This is a genomic window from Citrobacter sp. Ct235 (assembly GCF_030332305.1).
Taxonomy (GTDB): domain Bacteria; phylum Pseudomonadota; class Gammaproteobacteria; order Enterobacterales; family Enterobacteriaceae; genus Citrobacter_A; species Citrobacter_A telavivensis.
The window spans coordinates 188,120-213,585 of record NZ_JAOWIC010000045.1; the positions used below are offsets into that span (position 1 = coordinate 188,120).

Consider the following 25,466-nt stretch of genomic DNA (forward strand, 5'->3'; position numbering starts at 1 on the left):
CGATGGCCAGCAGGGTCAGGCCGCACCAGTGTGGATGTGGAGTGCTATGATGCCAGAGTTGTGCTGTTTGCGTGAACACGCGCCGGACGGCCTCGCTGCCCAGACGCTGCCGGGCCTGGATCACCGCGCTGGGTGCGACAAAGGGACGACTGCCCGGCAGCATGATGTCCAGCCGGTTCACGATCTGATGAAGGGGTTCCTTTCGTTCAAGGGCCATGCCGACAATACACCAGACCATCATTTCCAGCGGAAGACGACGCTTGCGCAGGGTGACGGTGCCGGCTTCGGCCAGACAGCGGGAGAGCAGTTCCGGGTCCAGATAGTCGCCCAGAGAAGTCAGTGGATTACGCAGAGAATCGTAACGGGATACCAGATCAACAGCCTGTCCAAGGTGCATAAAAAAATCCGGAAACGGGTGAGCATTTCCGGATTCTTACACAACCACTGGATCGTTCAACCGATCCTTAACTGATCGGCATTACTCCCACATATTGGGAGGCCTTTTTTCAAATGCGATAACGGATTAACGCACAACCATTACCGGCACCTTTGCGTAACGTAAAATATTGGCGGCTGCCGAGCCCAGCAGATGGGTGGCAATCCCCGGCTTGCGCGAGCCGATAATAATCATTTCGGCGTTATGTGCGATTACCGCGTTATTCACTTCATCACGAATATTGCCATGACGGACTTCAAAGCGAATCCTCTCCAGCGGCGTTTTGAATTTTCTCGCCAGGGCGAGCATTTTCTCCTGCGCATCGTTGGTCATGTACTCTTCGTATTTTTTGATATCCGAAGCAAAACCGCGAATCGGCGACGTGTGCAGCTTGGGGAAAACGTGCAGGAGATGCAGAACGCCCTCTTCTCTATTGAGCATATGATCGGCCCAGGCAATCGCTTTGTCAGAAAGGTCCATCGCCAGAATATCAACCGGCATTAAAATGGCTTTGTTCATTCTAATTTCCTTATGTTCGCTGACAGGCTGATCGTGTTTCCCTGAAAAGCCCGGCAAGGTTCAGTCTTAATGGGTGAAAGTTGCGAACGCAGGATAACCGATAATCCCACCTACGATTTGATCACAGGCAATTTAATTATCTTATTGAAAAGTATGTAGGTTTATTTACTTTGCGGGAGATAAACTGACAAAAAACCCCGCTTTCACGGGGTCTTATAACGATACTGAGAATTCGACATGAATAATGATCAGAACGGGATATCGTCGTCGAAATCCATCGGCGGTTCATTGGATGGTGCTGCTGGCGCAGACTGCTGCTGCGGACGAGACTGCGCGCCGCCGCTGAACTGGTTACCGCCCTGTGGCTGCTGAGGCTGACCCCAACTGCCCTGCTGCTGCTGACCCCCCGCCGGGGCGCCACCCCCCTGACGACCACCCAGCATTTGCATGGTGCCGCCAACGTTCACCACCACTTCCGTGGTGTATTTCTCAACACCGGACTGATCGGTCCATTTGCGGGTACGCAACTGACCTTCAATGTAGACCTGAGAACCTTTACGCAGATATTCGCTGGCCACTTCCGCCAGTTTGCCGAACAGCACAACGCGGTGCCATTCCGTCTGCTCTTTCATCTCGCCGGTCTGCTTGTCACGCCAGGATTCGGAAGTAGCCAGCGTGATGTTGGCGACAGCGCCACCATTCGGCATGTAGCGTACTTCCGGGTCCTGGCCCAGATTACCCACGAGAATAACCTTATTTACGCCTCTGCTGGCCATGATCGAGTCTCCTGAAAACGTTTCTTAATAAGTGTAAACGCGCGATTGTAGCATTACCAATAGCGATTTTACTACGTTGCGACGCGGATTCCGCGAAACAACTTCAGCCGGGTATTGTTACACAAGACTCTGTGTTTTGCATTCCAATACTGTATATCCATTCAGGTTTTATTGTGTCATAATTAACCGTTTGTGATCGCCGGTGGCACCCTGCTGCCCCGGGCAAAAAAGCGTTTAATCCGGGAAAGGTGAATGGATAAGATCGAAGTTCGGGGCGCCCGCACCCATAATCTCAAAAACATCAACCTCGTCATCCCCCGCGACAAACTGATTGTCGTGACCGGGCTTTCGGGGTCAGGCAAATCCTCGCTCGCTTTCGACACCTTGTATGCCGAAGGGCAGCGTCGTTACGTTGAATCCCTTTCTGCCTATGCGCGTCAGTTTCTGTCGCTAATGGAAAAGCCGGATGTCGATCATATTGAGGGGCTGTCGCCCGCTATCTCAATTGAACAGAAGTCGACGTCTCATAACCCGCGCTCCACGGTCGGTACTATTACCGAGATCCACGACTACCTGCGTCTGCTGTTTGCTCGTGTTGGCGAACCGCGCTGTCCGGATCACGATGTCCCGCTGGCGGCGCAGACCGTCAGTCAAATGGTGGATAACGTCCTGTCACAACCGGAAGGCAAGCGCCTGATGCTGCTGGCGCCGGTCATTAAAGAGCGTAAGGGCGAGCACACCAAAACGCTGGAAAACCTGGCAAGCCAGGGTTATATCCGCGCCCGCATTGATGGCGAAGTGTGTGACCTCTCCGATCCGCCCAAGCTGGAACTGCAGAAGAAACACACCATCGAAGTAGTGATCGATCGTTTCAAAGTGCGTGACGATCTCAGTACCCGTCTGGCGGAATCGTTTGAAACCGCGCTGGAACTTTCCGGCGGGACGGCGGTAGTTGCCGATATGGACGACGAAAAAGCAGAAGAACTGCTCTTTTCCGCCAACTTCGCCTGCCCAATTTGTGGCTACAGCATGCGCGAACTGGAACCGCGCCTGTTCTCCTTTAACAACCCGGCGGGTGCCTGTCCAACCTGCGACGGCCTCGGTGTACAGCAGTATTTCGACCCCGATCGCGTGATCCAGAACCCTGAGTTGTCGCTGGCAGGCGGAGCCATCCGCGGCTGGGATCGTCGGAACTTCTATTATTTCCAGATGCTGAAATCGCTGGCGGAGCACTATAAGTTCGACGTTGAGGCCCCGTGGGCCAGCCTGAATGCGAACGTGCACAAAGTGGTGCTGTACGGCTCCGGTAAAGACAATATTGAATTTAAGTATATGAACGATCGTGGCGACACCTCCGTGCGCCGCCATCCGTTTGAAGGCGTGCTGCACAACATGGAACGCCGCTATAAAGAGACGGAATCCAGTGCGGTACGTGAAGAGCTAGCCAAGTTCATCAGCAACCGCCCGTGCGCCAGCTGTGAAGGAACCCGTCTGCGTCGCGAAGCGCGCCACGTCTTCGTTGAGAATACGCCGCTGCCGACCATCTCCGACATGAGCATCGGCCACGCGATGGACTTCTTCAACAATCTCAAACTCGCAGGCCAGCGGGCAAAGATTGCAGAGAAAATCCTCAAAGAGATTGGCGATCGCCTCAAGTTCCTGGTCAACGTCGGCCTTAACTACCTGACGCTGTCCCGTTCCGCGGAAACGCTCTCCGGCGGCGAAGCCCAGCGTATTCGTCTGGCAAGTCAGATTGGTGCCGGGCTGGTCGGCGTAATGTACGTGCTGGATGAACCGTCCATCGGTCTTCACCAGCGCGATAACGAACGTCTGCTGGGGACGCTGATCCACCTGCGTAATCTTGGCAATACCGTGATTGTGGTGGAGCACGATGAAGATGCAATTCGCGCCGCCGACCACGTGATTGATATCGGTCCGGGAGCCGGCGTCCACGGTGGCGAAGTGGTTGCCGAAGGTCCGCTGGAAGCCATTATGGCGGTACCGGAATCACTGACCGGCCAGTACATGAGCGGCAAGCGCAAGATTGCAGTGCCGAAACAGCGCGTGCCAGCGAATCCGGAAAAAGTGCTGAAACTGACCGGCGCACGCGGCAACAACCTGAAAGACGTGACGCTGACCCTGCCCGTGGGGCTGTTCACCTGCATCACCGGCGTGTCGGGTTCCGGTAAATCGACCCTGATCAACGATACGCTGTTCCCGATTGCTCAGCGCCAGTTGAACGGCGCAACGATCGCCGAACCGGCGCCGTACCGCGACGTGCAGGGGCTGGAGCATTTCGACAAGGTTATCGACATCGACCAGAGCCCGATTGGGCGGACGCCGCGTTCCAACCCGGCGACCTATACCGGGGTCTTTACGCCGGTGCGCGAACTGTTTGCCGGGGTACCGGAGTCGCGCTCACGCGGCTATACGCCAGGGCGTTTCAGCTTTAACGTTCGTGGTGGGCGTTGCGAAGCCTGTCAGGGCGATGGCGTGATTAAAGTCGAGATGCACTTCCTGCCGGATATTTACGTGCCGTGCGACCAGTGCAAAGGCAAACGCTATAACCGCGAAACGCTGGAGATTAAGTACAAGGGTAAAACCATCCACGAAGTGCTGGATATGACTATCGAAGAAGCCCGCGAGTTCTTTGATGCCGTCCCGGCGCTGGCGCGTAAGCTGCAAACCCTGATGGACGTAGGGCTGACCTACATTCGTCTTGGCCAGTCGGCGACGACGCTTTCCGGTGGCGAAGCGCAGCGCGTGAAGTTAGCGCGCGAACTGTCGAAACGCGGTACCGGTCAGACGCTCTATATTCTGGATGAACCGACTACCGGTCTGCACTTTGCTGATATTCAGCAACTGCTGGACGTGCTCCATCAGTTACGCGATCAGGGCAACACTATCGTGGTGATTGAGCACAACCTGGACGTCATCAAAACGGCGGACTGGATAGTCGACCTGGGACCGGAGGGCGGTAGCGGCGGTGGGGAAATCCTCGTTTCCGGTACGCCTGAGACCGTGGCGGAATGTGAAACATCGCATACTGCCCGCTTCCTCAAACCGATGCTGTAAAACGCAAAACGCCGTTCATGTGAAGATGTGAACGGCGTTGTTCATTGCAACTGTTTGCGTTTCTCTTCCGGTAGCGTATTAACCGCCTGTTGGTAGGACGCATCCACCAGATAATAGATTTGTGAATCCGGCAACGAGCCGTCGAGGTAGACGGTGCTCCAGTGCGCCTTATTGAGATGTCGGCTCGGACGCACATCGCTGTGCTGCTGACGTAATAGTTCTGCCAGTTCGGGGCTGGTTTTCAGAGATACCGCCGGGCGATCTTCCACCTCTTTCACCATGGCAAAGAGCACATCTTCAACTTTGATTTGTGTGGCTTTCCAGTCACTGTGCACACTCTGCTCCGCGCCGATTTTCGCCATGCAGTATTGCAGTAACTCCGAATTGGTCATCGTTATTCCCCTTGCAAGCGTGATGCTCCACTGAAATGTCATCTACTCAGTGTGCAGCAAGACTGCAAAAGGTAAAAGCTGACAGATCAATTTTGTTTAAAAAAACAGCAAATGCCCTCCCCGCTTTTTAATACTCCGAGTTTACGATCACCTCTTCGCCATACCCGCCAGCCTGCGGCAGCGGTTTGTAAGTCGAGTTTGAGGCGCGCAGGATTCGTATCCCACGAATGCCCGCATCGCGCGCGGCGGTAATGTCGTTGTCCGAATCGCCATAGAACATGCGGATATTTTTATCCTGCAACCACTGCGTTTTGGTGTTCTGACCGGGCTTATCTCCGGCGAAAATCACCGGATTCATATTTGTCGCCGGAATGTGGAAGTTATCGGCCAGCGTTTTCGACACGGTTTCGGTTTTTGTCGGCGAACGTCCGGTAATAAAAAAGATGCTGTCGCCGCGACGGACGTGCATATCGATCAGCAGACGGGCGACCTCTTTTGGAATACTGAACTCATCCCAGCCGTTGTTCATTTTCTCCCAGAATGCCGGGGTTTTCAGATACGCTTCGCTGTCAGGGGACCAGGTTTTCTTACCGCGCCAGAAGCCAGGGCTGGAAAACAGCACGGTGTCATCAATGTCGAAACCAACGACCATCGGCGGACGACCAGCGAGGCTGTTTTCGATCTGCGCCACGGAAACCCAGTGAATGGGGGCTTGTTCCGCGAGTTTCGCAACGTTAGTACCTGGATTGAGCGGAGAAGGAGAAGAGGCCAGCGCGCTGGCGGAATGGTTTAATGTGAATAACAAGCAGATGGCGCTCAGCGCCAGTGTGAGCCTTCGCATATTTTTCCCTGTTAAGTCATTTAGTTATCATTTTATTAGACCAATTGTTCAAGAAACCCTCTGACCATAACCCCGGCGGCAGGTGAAAGGAAGGATTTTCTGCGGTTTTGTCCCGGAAAAGGAGGAGGATCACATAAGTATGGAAGAGACCATTGCCAGGCCGGATAAGGCGATTCGTCGTCATCCGGCAGTGGCGTTTTGCCGGATGACGCTGCGCTTATCTGGCCTGGCAATTACATGACGGCGGCAAAAGCCTTCGCCACGCGCTGCACATTCGCCACGTTCAGACCAGCCACGCACATGCGTCCGCTGGCGATCAGATAGACACCAAACTCGTCACGCAGGCGATCGACCTGAGCCGCGCTCAGCCCGGTGTAGCTGAACATACCGCGCTGTTGCAGCAGATAGTCGAAATTACGTCCCGGAATCGTAGCGGTTAGCACGTTCACCAGTTCCTGACGCATGGCCAGAATACGGGTTCGCATCGCCTCCACTTCCGCCAGCCAACTGGCTTTCAGCGCTTCATCGCCGAGTACCGTCGCGACCACCTGTGCGCCAAAGTTCGGCGGGCTGGAGTAGTTACGGCGGACGGTCGCCTTCAGTTGCCCCAGCACGCGACCTGCGGTAGTTGCATCTTCACAGACAACAGAAAGCCCACCGACGCGCTCGCCGTACAGAGAGAAGATTTTCGAGAACGAGTTGCTGACCAGCGCTGGCAGTCCGGCGCTGGCAATCGCGCGGATAGCATAGGCATCATCGTCCATACCGGCACCAAAGCCCTGATAAGCAATGTCGAGGAACGGGATCAGATCGCCCGCTTTCAGGATCTCGATAACCGCATTCCACTGCGCATGCGTTAAATCTGCACCGGTCGGGTTGTGGCAGCAAGGATGCAGCAGGACGATACTGCGCGCAGGCAGGGTTTTCAGGGTCGCTAACAGATCGTTGAAACGCACGCCGTTGGTGGCATTGTCGTACCAGGGATATGTGCTGACGTTAAATCCCGCCCCTTCAAAAATGGCGATGTGGTTTTCCCACGTCGGGTCGCTGACCCACACGCCGGAATCCGGGAAATAGCGCTTCAGGAAATCGGCCCCCACTTTCAGCGCGCCAGAGCCGCCCAATGTCTGGATCGTCGCCACTCGCTGCTGCCGGAGAACCGGATGGTCAGCTCCAAACAGCAATGGCGCGATAGTATGACGATAGGTATTTAACCCTTCCATCGGCAGATACAGCGAGGCACCGTGCGGTTGCGCGTTAAGACGCGCTTCGGCTTCCTCCACGGCCTTCAACTGCGGGATAATCCCGTCTTCGTTGTAATACAGGCCGATACTCAGATTCACTTTGTCACTACGCGGGTCTTCTTTGAACCGCTCCATGAGCGACAGAATCGGGTCGCCAGCGTAGGCGTCAACTTTTTGAAACACGCGATGGTTCTCCAGGTTTACAGGCAGGGGGTTAAGACACAATAAACCGGATGGAGTGGAAGATCGAGCATCTGGTGGGAATATTGCCGGATGGCGGCGTAATCGCCTTATCCGGCCTACGGTCAGTACGCGATATACGGGAAACGCTTGTAGGCCGGATAAGCGTTAGCGCCATCCGGCAGGAACCGGCGTACTTAATCCACGTACTTCATCGCCACCCGTGATGTCAGGCGGGTGATCAGTTCGTAAGCACTAACTTTAGTCATTGCCGCAATGCGTTCAACCGGGAGGCCATCTCCCCATAAAATCACCGGGTCACCGGCCTGGTCAGTCGCTTGCGGCCCAAGATCAACGCAAATCATGTCCATCGCCACGCGGCCCACAATCGGCACTTCGCGGCCATTCACCAACACCGGCGTACCGGATGGCGCTGCGCGCGGGTAACCATCGCCATAGCCCATCGCCACGACGCCAAGGCGCGTATCACGTTCACTGATCCACGTTCCGCCATAGCCTACCGGCTCACCCGCTTTATGCTCGCGCACGGCGATCAGGCTGGAGGTCAGCGACATCACCGGTTGGCAGCCGAAATCTGCTCCCGTGGACTGGTTTTCCAGCGGCGACACGCCGTAGAGAATGATGCCCGGTCGCACCCAGTCAAAATGTGACTGCGGCCAGAGTAAAATCCCGCCGGACGCGGCAATTGAGCGTTGACCCGCTTTACCTTCACAAAAGGTATTGAACACATCAAGCTGCCGTTCAGTCGCACCGCATTCCGGCTCATCCGCACGGGCAAAATGGCTGACGACATTCACCGGTTGACGCACGTTTTTACATTGCGTCAGGCGCTGCCAGAAGGCGTCCGCCTCTTCGGGAAGGACACCCAGGCGATGCATGCCGGTGTCGAGTTTCATCCACACGGTTACCGGTTCATCCAGTTCGGCGGCTTCCAGCGCGGCCAGTTGTTCCTGGTTATGGACAGCCGTATGCAGGCGCTGCGCGGAAATGGTGGGCAAATCGGCCGCCTCAAAAAAGCCTTCCAGCAGCAGGATGGGCTGCGTAATCCCACCCGCTCGCAGACGCAGCGCTTCTTCGAGACGCGCCACGCCAAAAGCGTCAGCATCGGGGAGCGTTCGCGCGGTCTCTAACAGACCGTGTCCGTAAGCGTTCGCTTTCACGACCGCAACCAGCTTACTGGCGGGTGCCAGCTCACGCAGACGTTGCAGGTTGTGTCGCAGAGCGCGGCGGTTAATAACGACAGTTGCCGCTTGCATTTCAAATCCTTAATAAAAGAAGGACGGAGATTTACTCGTCGTCGTACTGCGGTCCCGCATAATTATCAAAGCGCGACCATTGTCCATTAAAGGTCAGTCGCACCGTCCCGATGGGGCCGTTACGCTGCTTACCAATGATGATTTCCGCAATACCTTTCAGATCGCTGTTCTCGTGATAAACCTCATCACGGTAGATGAACATGATCAAGTCGGCATCCTGTTCGATGGAGCCGGATTCACGCAGGTCGGAGTTGACCGGACGCTTATCGGCACGTTGTTCCAGCGAGCGGTTAAGCTGCGACAGCGCCACGACCGGCACATGCAGTTCTTTCGCCAGCGCTTTCAGCGAGCGGGAAATTTCAGCAATCTCCAGCGTACGGTTGTCGGACAGCGATGGCACACGCATCAACTGCAGGTAGTCGATCATAATCAGCCCGATGCCGCCGTGTTCGCGGGCGATACGGCGCGCGCGGGAGCGCACTTCCGTTGGCGTCAGACCGGAGGAATCATCGATATAGATGTTACGTTTTTCCAGCAGAATGCCCATTGTGCCGGAAATCCGCGCCCAGTCCTCATCGTCCAGTTGTCCGGTACGAATACGGGTCTGATCCACGCGGGACAGCGATGCCAGAGAACGCATCATAATCTGCTCAGAGGGCATCTCGAGGCTGAAGATAAGAACCGGTTTATCCTGCAACATCGCCGCGTTTTCGACGAGGTTCATCGCAAACGTGGTTTTACCCATCGACGGACGTGCCGCAACGATAATCAGATCTGACGGCTGCAGGCCAGCGGTCTTTTTGTTGAGATCGTCATAGCCGGTGTTAACGCCCGTCACCCCGTCGTGCGGCTGCTGGAACAGTTGTTCGATACGCGCGACGGTTGCGTCGAGCACATCGGCAATGTTTTTTGGGCCTTCGTCTTTATTGGCGCGGCTTTCCGCGATTTTAAAGACGCGGGACTCGGCGAGATCGAGCAAGTCTTCACTGGTGCGCCCCTGCGGATCAAAACCCGCATCGGCAATTTCATGGGCAACGGCGATCATGTCGCGCACTACCGCGCGTTCGCGCACGATATCCGCATACGCGCTGATGTTCGCCGCACTTGGCGTATTTTTGGAGAGTTCAGCCAGATAAGCAAAACCGCCGACGCTGTCCAGTTGCCCTTGTCGCTCCAGCGATTCCGCGAGCGTAATCAGGTCAATCGGACTGCCGGTTTCCTGCAACCGTCCCATCTCGGTGAAGATGTGACGATGTGGACGGGTATAAAAATCTTCCGCCACCACGCGCTCGGCGACATCGTCCCAGCGCTCGTTATCCAGCATTAAACCGCCCAACACCGACTGTTCCGCTTCAATCGAGTGCGGCGGTACTTTCAGTCCGGCAACCTGTGGGTCGCGGTCACGGACATCAGTCTGTTGTTTGTTGAAGGGTTTATTTCCTGCCATAGTGAATGGAGTTACCGAGATAAAAGTGAGTTGAAGCTAATCTTCCGATGATACTGGAGAAATCATGGCAACACGAATTGAATTTCACAAGCATGGCGGCCCTGACGTGCTTCAGGCCGTGGACTTTACCCCCTCCGATCCGGCGGCGAACGAAATCCAGGTCGAAAACAAAGCGATCGGCATTAACTTTATCGATACCTATATTCGCAGCGGGCTCTATCCGCCTCCCGCGCTGCCCAGCGGTTTAGGGACCGAAGCGGCTGGCGTCGTCGTCAAAGTCGGCAGCGGCGTCAGCCATATTAACGTGGGCGATCGCGTGGTGTATGCGCAGTCCGCGCTCGGCGCCTACAGTTCGGTCCACAACGTACCGGCTGATAAGGCCGCTATCCTGCCTGATGCCATCTCCTATGAGCAGGCTGCTGCCTCTTTCCTGAAGGGACTGACCGTTTTTTATCTGCTGCGCAAAACTTACGAAATCAAGCCCGACGAACCGTTCCTGTTCCACGCGGCCGCTGGCGGCGTCGGGCTGATTGCCTGTCAGTGGGCAAAAGCACTCGGCGCGAAACTGATTGGCACCGTCGGCAGCGCGCAGAAGGCGCAGCGGGCGCTGGATGCCGGCGCATGGCAGGTGATTAACTATCGCGAAGAGAACATTGTCGAGCGGGTAAAAGAGATAACTGGCGGTAAAAAAGTCCGCGTGGTCTATGACTCCGTCGGCAAGGATACCTGGGAAGCCTCGCTGGACTGTCTGCAACGTCGTGGACTGATGGTCAGTTTTGGCAACGCATCGGGGCCAGTGACCGGCGTGAACCTGGGGATTCTGAATCAGAAAGGTTCCCTGTACGCCACGCGCCCTTCTCTTCAGGGCTACATCACCAACGCGGAAGAACTGACCGAAGCCAGCAACGAACTGTTTTCGCTGATCGCCAGCGGTGTGATCAAAGTGGATGTGGCAGACAGTCAGAAATATCCGTTGAAAGAGGCGCGGCGAGCACATGAAGTACTGGAGAGTCGGGCGACGCAGGGTTCCAGTTTGCTGATTCCTTAACTGCCTGGCTCCCCTGAATCATTCAAGTTGCAGGAAGGCGGCAATGGAACGAATCCTCAGGAGCTTACTGAAATCAGTGACTGGGGTGAGTGACAGCAGCCAACACACCTGCAGCTTTAATTATGACAGGGAGAAAGAAATTGGGCTTCCCATTGGGAAGCCCTTTCTTTTTTTGTTCGGCTGTATGTAGGGTACAGCTCGATGAATCTGTTAGACGCGCAATACTGACAGATTTGACGATCAATTCCTATTTGGTTATGACGCCAAAATTACAGGTTGTGACGCATCCCTCACATCTTTAGTAACGCCAACGGTTATTGCGCTGATATTGTGGGACTTTCGGCGACTTAATCGCCTTGATCACCCACACTACGGCAACAGCCAGCAGTAGCCACGGCAGCAGTTTGATCATCAGTGCAAACATGCCGCCAAGGAACATCACGAACGCGGCGACAACCAGCGCAGCCAGAATGCCCAACAGCGAGACGCCGGTGACCATCAGCATGATAAAGAAGCCAAGCACAAAAAGTAGTTCCAGCATGATGCTCTCCCATAATGAATTCCTGCACAATCCATTACAAAAATCATGCCAAAGTTAATTTGTTGATTTATCAGCAAAACGCCCCGCAAATTTTTGCAGGGCGTGGTGAAATTGACTAACTTTTAGTGAAAATCTACCGCTTATCGGCAACCAGCTTTAGCGCATGCTCCAGCACATTGATATCGGCACCGGCTTTATGGGCGTTTTCGCTCAGGTAACGACGCCACTGGCGCGCCCCAGGGATCCCCTGGAACAGACCCAGCATATGGCGCGTAATGTGGCCGAGATACGTCCCCTGGCTCAGTTCACGCTCGATATAGGGATACATGGCCCGCACCACCGCCACCGGATCGGCATCAGCGGTCGGGGAGCCAAAGATTTCGCGGTCGACAGAGGCCAGAATACCTGGGTTCTGATAAGCCTCGCGGCCAACCATCACACCGTCCATATGTTCGAGATGCGCCTTCGCCTCATTCAGCGACTTAATGCCGCCGTTGATGGACATCGTCAGCTGCGGGAAGTCGCGTTTCAGTTGATAAACGCGCGGATAATCCAGCGGCGGGATCTCACGGTTTTCTTTCGGACTTAACCCGGAAAGCCAGGCTTTGCGGGCGTGGATGATGAACATCTCGCACTCACCGCGACCGGACACCGTACTGATGAAATCACAGAGAAATTCATAGCTGTCCTGGTCATCAATACCAATGCGGGTTTTCACCGTCACCGGAATCGACACCACGTCACGCATCGCCTTTACGCAATCTGCCACCAGTTGCGCATTGCCCATCAGACAGGCGCCAAACATGCCGTTCTGCACGCGATCGGAAGGACAGCCGACATTGAGGTTAATCTCATCGTAGCCGCGCGCCTCAGCCAGCTTCGCACAGTGCGCCAGCGCTGCCGGATCGCTGCCGCCCAGTTGCAGCGCGAGCGGATGCTCTTCTTCGCTGTACGCCAGGTAATCCCCTTTGCCATGAATAATCGCCCCTGTCGTCACCATTTCGGTGTAGAGCAGCGTCTGGCGAGACAACAAGCGCAGGAAATAGCGACAGTGTCTGTCCGTCCAGTCGAGCATGGGTGCGATGGAAAAACGGTGGGCCGGAAAGACGGATTGTAATTCTGGTGACATGGTGATTTTTTGAGCATCCGGTGAATTGGGGGCGCTACTATAGCACAGGCAGGAAAGGGATACGATTCACCTTGATGTGCTATCAAAAAATGATATCATCAAATTGTCCTGGCGGGCATTATACTCACAAGGAAACGGCATTGATATGACATCACTAAGCGCCAGACACCAAAAAACATTACAGCAGATTTTCTCACTACCAACGCCTGCGGCGCTGGAATGGCGAAAAATTGAGGCGCTGTTTGTTGCCTTAGGTGCAAAGGTCCCAGAGGGGAACGGATCCCGTGTCAGATGTGAAATCAATCAGGTTGTGGCCTCTTTTCATCGCCCACATCCTGAAAAGGAAGCCAAAGTTTATCAGGTCAAGGATGCTATGGCCTTTCTTATCGCAGTAGGAGTGATCCCATGAACACCATGACTTATAAAGGCTATGCCGCCAAAATTGATTACAGTGACGAAGATTTGTGCTTCGTCGGGCATGTTGCCGGTATACGTGATGTGATTGGTTTCCATGCTGACAACGTTTCCGATCTTCGCAATGCCTTCGAAGAAGCGGTCGATGATTACCTTTCTTACTGTGCTGAACAAGGCAGAGAACCTCTGCGCCCGGCTAGTGGAAAGATCAGTCTGCGTATTTCTCCGGAGGTGCATTCGGCGATTAACATCGCCGCCGAAGTCTCCGGGAAAAGTGTAAATCAATGGATTAACGATACGTTGACTAAAGCAGCCCATGGCTGAAAGACGGGGCATACTGCCCCGCCATCCTCATCAGAACGTCACGCTAACCTGCGCGCCTGCACCCCAGGTTTCGTCCTCGCCGTACAGCCCCATCAAATCAAGATGGACGCGATTGAACGGGGCAAACCCGACACCGCCGGTGAAGACATTGCTGTCATTGTCCTTCACGTCAGCACGATAACCGGCACGGACGGCCAACCAGTCGAGCGGTCGGACTTCAGCACCGACGCCAACATACTGTGAGTTTTCCTCGCTTTTGAAGCCTTTAGTTTCGGTTAAATCACCGTCTGCGCTCAGCGTCAGCAGATCGTTCTGCCACGCCACACCGGCGGTGACCAACGGTCGAATCTGGTAAGTATCGCGGACGCCAGCCACCTCTTTTGTGTCGATATCGCGAGAGAACAGGTTTTGCCCGCTCAGGCCAACCGTCCAGTGTTCGCCAAAGTCCGCGGCCAGGCCCGCATCAACGTTAAAACCGGTATCATCGTTGCGATAGCGACTGCTGTTGATGTCGTCGCTATTGAAATCGTAAATCGAGACCGTGTAGTTGTAGAGCCAGGTTTTTTGCAGTTTCGGCGTCACGCCAACCGAAACCGGTACACCGCCCAGGTCGAACTGCCGAGCCACCGCGACACCGTAATCAGAGACAATGGCGGCGCGGCCAAACCCTTTTGACTTCAGGTTCTCAGGATCCACCGCCAGGATGCTGGAAGGCACCGCTTCAACGTCGCGCAACGTGTCAATGTCGCCCTGATCAATAGACGAACTCACACGGGCGCGGGCGTTGGCTTTCGCCACAAAGGCCACGGCTAACACATCGTTCGGAATGCTGACCGCAAGCCCGCCCCCGGCCTTCGCACTGGCCGTTTTCCCTTTCAGGGATTCCAGTTGGTCAGCCAGATCGCCCGCGGCATTAGACACCTGCCGGTAGCCTGCGCTGCCGGGAACAAAGAGATCGAGAGGGTTGATATTGTCCAGGGAGCGGCGGTAGTTATTCACGTCGTCGGTGACATCATCAATCTTATCGCGCAGATTATCCTTGTCGGAAATCTGTCCACCGATAGCCGGGAAAATCACCGTAATGTCATCATCCGGCTGTGACTTCGCCAATAATGCCGGGTTGATGAGTACGCCGCTGCCATAATTTGCTGACGCCACGCCCGTGCCGCCCATCGCGTCATTACGCGCTTCTGTCCAGGAATTCGCGGCACTCGCGGTTTGAGACGCCAACAGCGAGCCCGTCATCGCCACCACCAAAATATTCAAATTTTTATTCACAGTAAGCCCATTTTATTCGCAGGTGAAAATCGTCTCTGCCAGTATCAACCGGACAAAGCTGGAGCATTGCTGTGATTAACAAGGAAAAAGTTGCCTGTTTTGCCCCGTCCTTTTATCGCCGGGGCGTTTATTTTTGTGACATGCCTCAATATATATAGAAGAGTTTGTAAATCAGGGAAAGATTAGCGGGCGATTTATCGCTCTGGCCTGGAACTCGGCGTTTCTCCCATAACATGATAAAGTGAGGGTTTTCTTACTCTACGCGATCCGAGGTGCCCAATGGAAAAGACCACAACGCAAGAGTTGCTGGCGCAAGCTGAAAAACTGTGCGCGCAACGCAATGTGCGCCTGACCCCACAGCGCCTCGAAGTGTTGCGTCTGATGAGCCTGCAGGAAGGCGCGATTAGCGCTTACGATCTGCTCGACCTGCTGCGTGAATCCGAACCGCAGGCCAAGCCGCCAACGGTCTATCGCGCCCTCGATTTTCTGCTTGAACAAGGGTTTGTGCATAAGGTCGAATCCACCAACAGCTACGTGTTGTGCTACCTGTTCGATCAGCCGACCCATACTTCCGCCATGTTTATCTGTGACCGCTGCGGCGCGGTGAAGGAAGAGTGTGCGGAAGGCGTGGAAGACATTATGCATACGCTGGCAGCGAAGATGGGATTTGCCCTGCGCCACAATGTCATTGAAGCACACGGATTATGTTCAGCCTGCGTGGAAGTAGAAGCCTGTCGTCATCCTGGCGAGTGCCAGCACGACCATTCGATTCAGGTTAAAAAGAAGCCCCGTTAAGGGCGTGGGCGGCACGCGATGCCGCCCGAAGCAAACAGAGGGGTGTACATCCTTGTACTCACGGGTAAGAGGGGGGATTACCAGCGATAGTCGTTGCGTTTTTCCCAGCTATCGACCTCTTTCTCCGCCTGGTCTTTCGCGTAACCATAACGTTCCTGGATTTTACCCACCAGCTGATCACGCTTACCTTCAATGACCGTCATATCATCATCGGTCAGTTTGCCCCACTGCTCTTTCACTTTACCTTTGAACTGTTTCCAGTTACCGCCGACTTCGTCTTTATTCATCATAAAGTCCTCTTTATTAGGCTGTGAATAGTGAGAGTAAACCGCCCAACTGCGTTCGTTTTCTGCTGGACGTGAGATTAAGTGTAGTCATAGATTCTGGGTTAAATTCACTATTCAGAATCTTTAACCATTACGAGACAGCAAACCAGGTTCCGTTTCGCCAGTGACGCCGCCAGATCCAGGCTAATGACAGCCCGCGCAGCGCCAGAAATACCGCCAGCGCCAGCCATAAACCGTGATTACCCAACACGGGTAGCGCTAATAGCGTCAGCGCAAACCCGGCAGCGGCCACTGCCATGCTGTTGCGCATTTCAGCCGCCCGCGTTGCGCCGATAAACATGCCATCCAGCAGATAGCACCAGACGCCGACCAGAGGCAAAATCGCCTGCCAGAGCAGGTAGCGATCGGCCAGTTGTTGGATTTGCGGTAGTGATGTCAGCAGCGCAACGATCGGTTCGCCGGCGAGTAAATAAACCAGTGAAAACAGCAGCGCGACGATACCTGACTGGCGGCACGCGGCACGCCAGACTTCCAGTAACTGACTGCCGTCGCGGGCACCATAGGCCTGACCGGAATGCGCCTCCACGGCGTAAGCAAAGCCATCCAGCGCATAGGCCGTAAACGTCAGCAGCGTCATCAATACGGCGTTAACGGCGATGATATCGCTGCCCAGTCTGGCCCCCAGTACGGTGATAGCGCCAAAGCAGAGTTGCAGCAGCAGTGAACGCAGCATGATGTCGCGATTGAGCGCCAGAAGGCGACGAATGTTTCCCCGCCAGGCCTGTTTGAGCATAACGAGGGAGACGCCACGCAGGTGCAACACTTTACGCACCATCAACAAACCGATCAGCAGCGTCGCATATTCCGCGATCACCGTCGCCAGCGCGGCTCCTTGCACGTTCATGTGCAACCCCATCACCAGCCAGAGGTCGAGCACAATATTCAGGATATTGCCGACAATCAGCAGGATCACCGGCGCACGCGCGTACTGTACGCCCAGTAACCAACCGAGCAATACCAGATTCGCCAGCGATGCCGGGGCGCTCAGCCAGCGAATGGCCAGAAACCGTCTTGCCTGTTCCAGTACCGCTTCGCTACCACCCACAATGTGCAGCGCCAGATCGATAATCGGTGTACGAAAGAGCGCAATCACTGCCCCTGCGCCCAACGCCAGGATCAGCGGTTGCACCAGAGCCCGCGCCAGCGCCTGAGGATTCTTCGCACCGAACGCCTGCGCCGTCAACCCGGTCGTGCTCATGCGTAAAAAGAGCAGGAGCATGAACAGAAAACTGGTTGCCGTCGCCCCCACCGCCACCCCGCCGAGATACACGGGGCTGTCCAGGTGACCAATGACCGCCGTATCCACCAGTCCCAACAGCGGAACGGTGATATTGGAGAAAATCATCGGTAAGGCGAGACGCCAGAGCGCTTTGTCAGCAGGAGCAAAAAACGGCATGGAGCGAGCCTGAGAAGAGGTCATAACGAGAGTGGTGAGAGTGCCGGATGGCGGCGTAAACGCCTCATCCGGCCTACAGGAATACTACAGCCATTCACCGTTACGGATGACGCCAACGGCCAATCCTTCGATGGTGAAATTCTGTTCGCGAAGGTCAACCAGGATAGGTTTAAATTCGCTGTTTTCAGGCAGCAACTCAACTTTGTTGCCCTGTTTTTTCAAGCGTTTGACCGTCACTTCGTCGTCGATACGCGCCACAACCACCTGGCCGTTACGCACATCCTGGGTTTTGTGTACCGCCAACAAATCGCCATCCATAATGCCGATATCTTTCATCGACATTCCGCTGACGCGCAGCAGGAAATCGGCATTCGGCTTAAACAAAGACGGATCCACCTGATAATGGCCTTCAATGTGCTGCTGCGCCAGCAAGGGTTCGCCCGCCGCAACACGACCGATGAGCGGTAAACCCTCTTCTTCTTCCTGCAGCAGTCGAATGCCGCGAGAAGCGCCGGAGACGATTTCAATTGCTCCTTTACGCGCCAGCGCTTTCAGGTGTTCTTCAGCCGCGTTTGGGGAACGGAACCCCAAACGCTGTGCGATCTCTGCACGCGTCGGTGGCATACCTGTCTGGCTGATGTGATCCCGAATGAGATCAAACACCTCTTGTTGCCTGGCCGTTAACGCTTTCATTCCGCCCCCTGGGTGTATATACAGTTATGCTGTGAGTATATACAGCTAAAGGTGATTTTGGAACCACAAACTGCACATTCAACAGCAGATTTAACCTGTTATGGAATCAGGGTCGAAAAAACCTTAGCGAAAATGTGTCCACAGCAGGATGCCCCAGGTGATCAGCGCCACAATGATAGAGAGCAGCACCGCCGCCGAGCCCATATCTTTTGCGCGACCAGAGAGTTCGTGATAGTCAGAACCAATACGGTCCACCACGGCCTCGATGGCGCTGTTCAGGATTTCAACAATCATGACCAGCATGACGGAGCCAATCAACAGCACGCGCGTAATGGCATCCACATCCAGCCAACAGGCGATAGCCACGGCCAGCAGAACCGCCACGCTCTCCTGACGGAACGCGGCCTCGTTAATCCACGCGGCGCGAAAACCTTTCCAGGAATAGCCTGCGGCTTTGATAATTCGGGTGAATCCAGTGGTATTATTAGCCATTAAAAGAACCTTTTTGCATTATTGGCGTCAATGACATTGTCTTGTTAACTCATGTGATTCGAGTTAAGGCAACGCGGCGCGAAGTATGACGGGATACACCAGAAATTCACATGACTTTCTGATATCCTTGCAACGCAATTGCATTATTAACCAGAGGCTTTACATCGTTTATGTCCGGCTGGCCACGAATTTACTACAAAATCCTGAATTTACCATTAAGCGTACTGGTAAAAAGCAAGTCTATTCCGGCAGATCCTGCCCCGGAGTTAGGACTCGATACCTCTCGTCCAATTATGTACGTTTTACCGTACAACTCCAAAGCGGACTTGCTGACGCTGCGCGCGCAATGCCTGGCGCACGATCTCCCCGACCCATTAGAGCCGCTGGAGATCGATGGCACGCAGTTGCCGCGCTATGTGTTCATTCACGGCGGACCGCGGGTGTTCACCTATTACACGCCGAAAGAAGAGTCCATTAAGCTGTTCCATAACTATCTCGACCTGCATCGCAGCAATCCGGATCTGGATGTGCAAATGGTGCCGGTGTCGGTGATGTTTGGACGCTCACCGGGTCGCGAGAAGGGTGAGGTTAACCCGCCGCTGCGTATGCTTAACGGCATCCAGAAATTCTTTGCCGTCTCCTGGCTGGGTCGCGACAGCTTTGTCCGTTTCTCTCCTTCCGTCTCCCTGCGCCGCATGGCCGATGAGCACGGCACGGATAAAATCATTGCGCAGAAACTGGCACGCGTGGCGCGTATGCACTTTGCCCGTCAGCGACTGGCTGCCGTGGGGCCACGTCTGCCTGCACGTCAGGATCTCTTCAACAAGCTACTGGCGTCCAAAGCGATTGCCCGCGCGGTAGAAGATGAAGCGCGCAGCAAGAAAATCTCCCATGAAAAGGCGCAGCAAAACGCGATTGCGCTGATGGAAGAGATCGCCGCCAACTTCTCATACGAGATGATTCGCCTGACTGACCGTATCCTGGGCTTCACCTGGAATCGGCTCTATCAGGGGATTAACGTTCACAACGCTGAGCGCGTGCGCCAGCTGGCGCACGACGGGCACGAAATTGTCTATGTTCCCTGCCACCGCAGCCACATGGACTATCTGTTGCTCTCATACGTGCTCTATCACCAGGGGCTGGTGCCGCCGCATATTGCCGCGGGTATCAACCTGAACTTCTGGCCGGCAGGCCCGATCTTCCGCCGCCTGGGCGCGTTCTTCATTCGTCGTACCTTTAAGGGCAATAAGCTCTATTCCACCGTCTTCCGTGAGTATCTGGGCGAACTGTTCAGCCGCGGCTACTCGGTTGAATACTTTGTCGAAGGCGGTCGTTCCCGTACCGGTCGTCTGCTGGATCCGAAAACCGGCACGCTGTCGATGACTATCCAGGCGATGCTGCGCGGTGGCACCCGTCCGATCACCCTGGTGCCGATTTACATCGGTTACGAACACGTGATGGAAGTGGGAACCTATGCCAAAGAGCTGCGCGGGGCAACCAAAGAGAAAGAGAGTCTGCCGCAGATGCTGCGTGGCTTGAGCAAGCTGCGTAATCTCGGTCAGGGCTACGTGAACTTTGGCGAGCCGATGCCGTTGATGACGTACCTGAATCACCACGTGCCGGAGTGGCGCGAGTCTATCGATCCTATCGAAGCCGTGCGTCCAGCCTGGCTGACGCCAACGGTGAACGGGATTGCGGCAGAGCTGATGGTGCGTATTAACAACGCGGGTGCGGCAAACGCCATGAACCTGTGCTGCACCGCGCTGTTAGCTTCTCGTCAGCGTTCGCTGACCCGCGAGCAACTGACCGAGCAGCTCAACTGTTATCTGGATCTGATGCGCAATGTGCCGTATTCCTCTGATTCGACCGTGCCGTCTGTCAGCGCCGGCGATCTTATCGATCACGCGTTGCAGATGAACAAGTTCGAAGTCGAGAAGGATACCATTGGCGATATCATCATTCTGCCGCGCGAGCAGGCGGTGCTGATGACCTACTATCGCAATAACATCGCGCATATGCTGGTGCTGCCTTCACTGATGGCGGCGATCGTCACCCAGCATCGTCATATTTCCCGTGAAGCACTGCTGCAACACGTTGACGTGCTCTACCCGATGCTGAAAGCCGAACTGTTCCTGCGCTGGGAGCGTGATGAACTGGCAGGCGTGATTGACGCGCTGACGGCTGAAATGCAGCGTCAGGGGCTGATTACCGTTCAGGACGACGAGCTGCATATCAACCCGGCTCACTCCCGCACGCTGCAACTGCTGGCGGCGGGCGCGCGCGAAACGCTGCAACGCTATGCCATCACCTTCTGGCTGCTGAGCGCCAACCCGTCTATCAACCGCGGGACGCTGGAGAAAGAAAGCCGCACCGTGGCGCAGCGTTTGTCCGTGCTGCACGGTATCAACGCACCGGAATTCTTCGACAAGGCGGTGTTCAGCTCACTGGTGCTGACCCTGCGTGACGAGGGTTACATCAGCGATACCGGCGATGCGGAACCGGGCGAAACGATGAAGGTGTATCAGATGCTGGCGGAGCTCATCACGTCGGATGTGCGCCTGACGATTGAGAGCGCAACACAAGGCGAGTAATACATAGAAAAGCCGGTCGAGATGACCGGCTTTTTTTATGTCAGATTGCCGGATGGCGGCGTTCCGCCTGATCCGGCTTACATCGGCTTACCGTTTGGTAGGCCCGATAAGCGTAGCGCCATCGGACAAGATGCTTTATAAGTGCCAGTAACTCATCGCCAGACCGATAAAGAGTACCAGTCCCACGTAGTTATTGTTCATGAACGCTTTGAAGCACGCTTCACGTTCGCGGTTGGCAATCAGCTTCTGCTGCCAGACAAACAGCGCGCCAGCGACCAGTACAGACCAGTAATAGCCCAGCCCCAGGCCGTTCAGCCAACCAATTAGCGCCATCAGCGCCAGCACCGCCACCTGCAAGATACCGATGATCAGCTTGTCATGCTCGCCAAACAGAATGGCGGTCGATTTGATGCCGATTTTCAGATCGTCATCGCGGTCAACCATCGCGTACTGCGTGTCGTAGGCCACCGCCCACAGAATGTTGGCCAGGAACATCAGCCAGCAGCTCAACGGTACCGATTCACTCACCGCCGCGAAGGCCATCGGAATCGACCAGCCAAACGCCGCCCCCAGCACCACCTGCGGTAGATGGGTGTAGCGCTTCATAAACGGATAGACCCATGCCAGCGCCAGCGCCGCAATTGACAGCAGAATGGTCATGGTATTGAGCGTCAGCACCAGTAGAAACGAGAGCACCACCAGCACGACAAACAGCGTCCGGGCCTCTTTCTCCGTCACCGCGCCGCTGGGCAACGGGCGGTTCGCCGTGCGTTTAACATGCCCGTCGAATTTCCGATCGGCATAGTCATTAACCACACATCCGGCGGCACGCATCAGCCAGACCCCGGCGACAAACACCGCCAGGATCCACAATTGAGGGACTCCAGGGGTCGCCACCCACAGCGCCCACAGCGTCGGCCAGAGCAGCAGTAAGGCGCCGATGGGCTTATCCGTACGCATCAAGCGGTGAAACGCCAGCAGCTTATTCTGCGTCAGACTCCACTCCATTTTATTTTCCTCTTAGTACAACGGTGATGCGGGTAAAAACAGTTCGGTCAACATCAGCGGCTTACCGCTCAGTCGCAGTCGGGAACGGCGTCCCCACAGCCCGGCATCACAACCAATTTCAATAAAATCTCGGGTCAACGTCGATGATGTAAACAGATAACGCCCCAGCGGGGTCTTGCCCAAATTTTGTAGGGCCAGCTCAGGGCCAGACAGCGTGGATTCGGGCACCACGGTGCGTCCGGCCAGCCAGGGTTCATCATCGGCACATAACAGGATTTCACGCAGCCAGTAGCGGGTTTCTTTTGGCAGTCGGGTTAGCTCTTCCACCACCTCATGTTGACCCACAAATCCTTCCCTGATCAGTGTCACAGTGACCCGTTTTCCCTGCTGCTCAAAACGTTTTGTCATGGAATCTTCCAGTAGCAGCCAGTCGAGCTGTTCTGGGTCCAGGGCGGGGATCTCTTCAAAATAGCGCAGCGCACGCAGTTGCGTTAACGCGGGGTGTGACATGCCTGACTCTCCGTTTCATAACTGAAAGGCATTGTATCGCAGAAAAGAGCTTACGGGAGATGGAAACATAATTAAGTGATCTGTTGCGCAACAGAAGCGTAACAAGTCGCAGGAAATGCTAAAAAAAAGGTGCGCCAGATGACGCACCAGTTGTTGCAAATCAGCAATGTGGGGAGAACATTACCCCTTGCCTTTTACACTGCTGATAAAGGTGGAACGGGCAGATGTCGATCCCAGACGTTCAGCTTCATCAAGCAGTTTCAGCGCTTTATCAACGTCGCCTTTGGCAACGGCGTCTTTAATCGCTTTGTTAAAGTAGCTTTCGGTGTCATTCAACATCGGCTCGCTTTTCTTCGCAGGTGCAGGAGTCACCACCGGCGCGGCAACAGGTGCAGCATAGGTCGGCGCAGGGGCGGCAGTATTCCCCACCGTCACCGGACCTGGGCCGGAAGAACCAAACAGTGGCCCCACCAGCACGCTGGAGCTGCTGTTGGTTTTCACTTTCAGCTTCAGCAGGCCGTCGGTGGTATGACGGGCAATCGGATCCGGAATATCCGGAACAGAGTTACCCACCCCTTTGGCATAGGCTTTCGCCGGGTCGAGCAGTTTGGTGGTCTGCTGGAGATCTTTCTCGGTCGTAAAGACCAGAACATAAAGTTTCTGCTGGCCCAGCGCTGGCGTCAGGCGCATAACCCCTTCCAGGCGATCCGCGCTCATCACGCCGGGCTCCTGGTAGGTGAAATAGCTGCTCGGGAAGAACGCAGAAGGCGTCATGTTCTGATCAAGAATCAGGACGTTGGGCGCAAATACGCTGGTCTGTTTGTTCACTTCGCTGGAGAGCGTGATGTTTAACTCCCCAATGTTCGCCGGTACGCTGTACGCGGCAACCGGACCGGAAATGCCGGCCACGTCAAGACGCTGACCGCCAGTCGAAAGCTGCGTCGTTTGCGTGTTGGACTGGTCAACCGGCGTCCAGGTTAACTGCTGGAGCGCAGCCGTCGGAATCGTCGGCGCAGCGCTGGTATTTTGCGGCACATAGTTAACGTCAGCCAGGCTGATGCCCGGCGCACTGGCAAATAACCCTGCGGATAAACAAAGGGCGACGAGACTTTTCTTCATTTTCATTGTTATCACCTCAGAAAGCGTGGGTTCAGCGGTGGCCAGGCAATAGCGCGCTAAACCAGATGATGCCGGATGGCGGCGGACGCCTTATCCGGCCTACAAACTGGTGCCGTAGGCCCGATAAGCTTGCGCCATCGGGCATTGCAGCAGTTTGGGAGGGGCTTTCGCCCCTCGTTACGTCAGGTTAGTGCTGGATTACCACCAGATTTCCATCTGGGCACCGAAGGACCACTCATCGTTGTCACCACGGCTGAAGGTATGCGCGCTGGTATCGCTGTAGGCGATGCCGTTGTCGTAACCCCATTTTTCATCCCACTTCGCGTAGGTTGCGAAGACACGGATAGCCGGGCGAGACCAGATGCTGTCGCCAGCCTGCCATTGTTGCGCCAGGGTGATTTTGTACTGGTTGTTGGTGTCGTCGGTACGCTGAGATTTCACGTTGTCGTAGCCGACTTCCATCAGGGTGCTCATGATCGGTGTCCATTTGAACATCGGACGCACACCCACGGTGTACCAGGTTGAACCGTTGTTATCGTCACGATCGATATCCTGATACATACCGACGTACATCAGATCCCAACGGTCGCCCAGGGAGATCGCACCGTGGTCGAGGATACGCACCAGAGAACCGTTGTTGTTGATTTCGTTGTTAACTACGCCGATCTCAGTATCAGGATTGTAGCTATTACCCGTGAAGGAGCCCTGTGGGATCCCTTTACCCTGGGTGGTCATTGCGTCAGTCGCGTACTGAACGACAAACTTGTTGTAGCCTTTCAGCATGCTCTGGGTATGTTCAGCAGTGAACATCCAACCGTCTTTGGTGGCGCCGTCGGCATAGCTGTAGCCGTCCGTTTTGTTTGCACGACCGTAGTCAACACCCAGCTCCAGCACGCCGTCCGGGTTGGTTTCCAGGCCGGCTAAACGCACGTCGAACACGTCGTTCGCCGTGTCTTTGTAACGGTCGTAGATATCATTGCTGCTGAAAATGTACGAGCCGCCCGCTTCCTGTGAGCGGGTGGCGGCCAGAGACAGTTTACCGAAGCCCAGATCGATGTTTTCGATACCGGCACCAGGACCTGAGATATCCCAGTAGTAGAAGTCGATCATGTGAACGTCATGACGCTGATAGAAGCGCTTACCCGCCCAGATGGTGGAGCCTGGCAGCCAGTCGATCAGGTTTTTACCCTGTACGTTAGCTTCACGGAACGCCGGGTCAGTGGCTTCCCAGTCATTTTGCTGTGCCACAGAGTAGGCAACGTTGGTGTCAAAATAGAAGCTCTTATCACCCTCTTTCCACACTTCCTGACCCAGTTTCAGTTCCGCATAGGTTTCACATTCGTTACCAAGACGGTATTTACTTTGAGCACCGGTTGCCTGGAAACATTGTTGTTCGCCGCCACTACCCGTCCAGCCGATACCGGAACGAGCATAACCATGGAAATCCACTGCCATTGCCTGAACAGACATAATGCCTGCTGCGACGGCAACCGCCAGGGGGAGTTTGCGCAGAGTAATCATCATTCTATCTCCTGAGATCATTGCTTTTCTTTGAACGCTTCACCGTAGGGCTTTGCGCTTTTTTTTAATGGGA

General features: G+C 55.1%; 25 protein-coding genes. 6 read left to right on the forward strand and 19 right to left on the reverse strand.

Annotation, left to right across the window (positions count from 1 at the left end; translation table 11 throughout):
- The 3 genes from OGY35_RS12740 to ssb1 all read right to left on the reverse strand — a co-directional run.
- Window positions 1-397, reverse strand: a 397-nt coding sequence (locus OGY35_RS12740) for a transposase domain-containing protein (RefSeq protein ID WP_286631380.1), incomplete at its 3' end; no start/stop codon positions are given.
- A 126-nt stretch (window positions 398-523) separates the two neighbouring features.
- Window positions 524-955 (reverse strand): universal stress protein, encoded by a 432-nt coding sequence (locus OGY35_RS12745; RefSeq protein WP_152401445.1) that lies wholly within the window; start codon window positions 953-955, stop codon window positions 524-526.
- Window positions 956-1,203: 248 nt separating this feature from the next.
- Complete coding sequence (gene ssb1, locus OGY35_RS12750) at window positions 1,204-1,731, reverse strand: single-stranded DNA-binding protein SSB1 (RefSeq protein WP_046493925.1); 528 nt, start codon at window positions 1,729-1,731, stop codon at window positions 1,204-1,206.
- Between the two features lie 252 nt (window positions 1,732-1,983).
- On the opposite strand from ssb1, the gene uvrA reads away from it, so the two are divergent.
- The gene (gene uvrA / locus OGY35_RS12755; RefSeq protein WP_286632443.1) at window positions 1,984-4,806 is read left to right on the forward strand and encodes an excinuclease ABC subunit UvrA; all 2,823 of its coding nucleotides are present in this window, start codon (window positions 1,984-1,986) and stop codon (window positions 4,804-4,806) included.
- 41 nt (window positions 4,807-4,847) lie between these two features.
- On the opposite strand, the gene OGY35_RS12760 is transcribed toward uvrA, so the two are convergent.
- The 5 genes from OGY35_RS12760 to dnaB form a co-directional block, all read right to left on the reverse strand.
- Window positions 4,848-5,198 (reverse strand): MmcQ/YjbR family DNA-binding protein, encoded by a 351-nt coding sequence (locus tag OGY35_RS12760; RefSeq protein WP_061075572.1) that lies wholly within the window; start codon window positions 5,196-5,198, stop codon window positions 4,848-4,850.
- 127 nt (window positions 5,199-5,325) lie between these two features.
- Window positions 5,326-6,039 carry an acid phosphatase AphA gene (aphA, locus tag OGY35_RS12765; protein WP_152401441.1) on the reverse strand — a complete coding sequence of 238 codons (714 nt, stop codon included), beginning with the start codon at window positions 6,037-6,039 and terminating at the stop codon, window positions 5,326-5,328.
- 233 nt (window positions 6,040-6,272) lie between these two features.
- Complete coding sequence (gene tyrB, locus OGY35_RS12770; RefSeq protein WP_286632444.1) at window positions 6,273-7,466, reverse strand: aromatic amino acid transaminase; 1,194 nt, start codon at window positions 7,464-7,466, stop codon at window positions 6,273-6,275.
- Between the two features lie 194 nt (window positions 7,467-7,660).
- On the reverse strand, window positions 7,661-8,740 hold the full coding sequence (alr, locus tag OGY35_RS12775; protein WP_286632445.1) for an alanine racemase: 1,080 nt from the start codon (window positions 8,738-8,740) through the stop codon (window positions 7,661-7,663).
- A 31-nt stretch (window positions 8,741-8,771) separates the two neighbouring features.
- Window positions 8,772-10,187, reverse strand: coding sequence for a replicative DNA helicase (gene dnaB / locus OGY35_RS12780; protein WP_042321088.1), 1,416 nt, complete (start codon window positions 10,185-10,187; stop codon window positions 8,772-8,774).
- A gap of 64 nt (window positions 10,188-10,251) precedes the next feature.
- Between dnaB and OGY35_RS12785 the strand changes: the two genes are divergently transcribed.
- Window positions 10,252-11,235: a quinone oxidoreductase gene (locus tag OGY35_RS12785; RefSeq protein ID WP_152401434.1), complete on the forward strand. Its 984-nt coding sequence runs from the start codon at window positions 10,252-10,254 to the stop codon at window positions 11,233-11,235.
- Window positions 11,236-11,533: 298 nt separating this feature from the next.
- On the opposite strand, the gene pspG is transcribed toward OGY35_RS12785, so the two are convergent.
- Together pspG and dusA are read right to left on the reverse strand one after the other, a co-directional pair.
- Complete coding sequence (gene pspG / locus OGY35_RS12790; protein WP_046493907.1) at window positions 11,534-11,776, reverse strand: envelope stress response protein PspG; 243 nt, start codon at window positions 11,774-11,776, stop codon at window positions 11,534-11,536.
- 133 nt (window positions 11,777-11,909) lie between these two features.
- Window positions 11,910-12,905, reverse strand: a complete 996-nt coding sequence (gene dusA / locus OGY35_RS12795; protein ID WP_286632446.1) for a tRNA dihydrouridine(20/20a) synthase DusA — start codon at window positions 12,903-12,905, stop codon at window positions 11,910-11,912.
- Window positions 12,906-13,050: 145 nt separating this feature from the next.
- On the opposite strand from dusA, the gene OGY35_RS12800 reads away from it, so the two are divergent.
- Entirely contained in the window at window positions 13,051-13,314 is a 264-nt protein-coding gene (locus tag OGY35_RS12800; RefSeq protein WP_286632447.1) for a type II toxin-antitoxin system HicA family toxin, read from the forward strand.
- Window positions 13,311-13,643 carry a type II toxin-antitoxin system HicB family antitoxin gene (locus tag OGY35_RS12805; protein ID WP_046493903.1) on the forward strand — a complete coding sequence of 111 codons (333 nt, stop codon included), beginning with the start codon at window positions 13,311-13,313 and terminating at the stop codon, window positions 13,641-13,643. Before OGY35_RS12800 ends, OGY35_RS12805 begins: the two co-directional genes overlap by 4 nt.
- Before the next feature lie 30 nt (window positions 13,644-13,673).
- Here OGY35_RS12805 and OGY35_RS12810 read toward each other — a convergent pair whose 3' ends face one another.
- Entirely contained in the window at window positions 13,674-14,888 is a 1,215-nt protein-coding gene (locus OGY35_RS12810) for a conjugal transfer protein TraF (RefSeq protein WP_286632478.1), read from the reverse strand.
- 312 nt (window positions 14,889-15,200) lie between these two features.
- Here OGY35_RS12810 and zur point away from each other — a divergent pair, with 312 nt between their 5' ends.
- Window positions 15,201-15,716 (forward strand): zinc uptake transcriptional repressor Zur, encoded by a 516-nt coding sequence (gene zur / locus OGY35_RS12815; RefSeq protein WP_042321076.1) that lies wholly within the window; start codon window positions 15,201-15,203, stop codon window positions 15,714-15,716.
- 77 nt (window positions 15,717-15,793) lie between these two features.
- Here zur and OGY35_RS12820 read toward each other — a convergent pair whose 3' ends face one another.
- From OGY35_RS12820 to OGY35_RS12835, 4 genes are all read right to left on the reverse strand, one after another.
- Window positions 15,794-16,003 (reverse strand): CsbD family protein, encoded by a 210-nt coding sequence (locus OGY35_RS12820; RefSeq protein WP_042321477.1) that lies wholly within the window; start codon window positions 16,001-16,003, stop codon window positions 15,794-15,796.
- A 130-nt stretch (window positions 16,004-16,133) separates the two neighbouring features.
- Window positions 16,134-17,459, reverse strand: a complete 1,326-nt coding sequence (gene dinF / locus OGY35_RS12825) for an MATE family efflux transporter DinF (RefSeq protein ID WP_286632448.1) — start codon at window positions 17,457-17,459, stop codon at window positions 16,134-16,136.
- Between the two features lie 84 nt (window positions 17,460-17,543).
- Window positions 17,544-18,152 carry a transcriptional repressor LexA gene (lexA, locus tag OGY35_RS12830; RefSeq protein ID WP_042321072.1) on the reverse strand — a complete coding sequence of 203 codons (609 nt, stop codon included), beginning with the start codon at window positions 18,150-18,152 and terminating at the stop codon, window positions 17,544-17,546.
- Between the two features lie 123 nt (window positions 18,153-18,275).
- Window positions 18,276-18,644, reverse strand: coding sequence for a diacylglycerol kinase (locus tag OGY35_RS12835; protein ID WP_152401427.1), 369 nt, complete (start codon window positions 18,642-18,644; stop codon window positions 18,276-18,278).
- Window positions 18,645-18,814: 170 nt separating this feature from the next.
- Here OGY35_RS12835 and plsB point away from each other — a divergent pair, with 170 nt between their 5' ends.
- Entirely contained in the window at window positions 18,815-21,235 is a 2,421-nt protein-coding gene (gene plsB, locus OGY35_RS12840) for a glycerol-3-phosphate 1-O-acyltransferase PlsB (RefSeq protein ID WP_152401425.1), read from the forward strand.
- Between the two features lie 135 nt (window positions 21,236-21,370).
- On the opposite strand, the gene ubiA is transcribed toward plsB, so the two are convergent.
- The 4 genes from ubiA to OGY35_RS12860 form a co-directional block, all read right to left on the reverse strand.
- Window positions 21,371-22,243, reverse strand: coding sequence for a 4-hydroxybenzoate octaprenyltransferase (ubiA, locus tag OGY35_RS12845; protein ID WP_152401423.1), 873 nt, complete (start codon window positions 22,241-22,243; stop codon window positions 21,371-21,373).
- Window positions 22,244-22,255: 12 nt separating this feature from the next.
- On the reverse strand, window positions 22,256-22,753 hold the full coding sequence (ubiC, locus tag OGY35_RS12850; protein ID WP_178824113.1) for a chorismate lyase: 498 nt from the start codon (window positions 22,751-22,753) through the stop codon (window positions 22,256-22,258).
- A 180-nt stretch (window positions 22,754-22,933) separates the two neighbouring features.
- On the reverse strand, window positions 22,934-23,878 hold the full coding sequence (gene malM, locus OGY35_RS12855) for a maltose operon protein MalM (protein WP_286632449.1): 945 nt from the start codon (window positions 23,876-23,878) through the stop codon (window positions 22,934-22,936).
- A 192-nt stretch (window positions 23,879-24,070) separates the two neighbouring features.
- Window positions 24,071-25,396, reverse strand: a complete 1,326-nt coding sequence (locus tag OGY35_RS12860) for a maltoporin (protein WP_286632450.1) — start codon at window positions 25,394-25,396, stop codon at window positions 24,071-24,073.
- Between the last annotated feature and the right edge of the window lie 70 nt (window positions 25,397-25,466).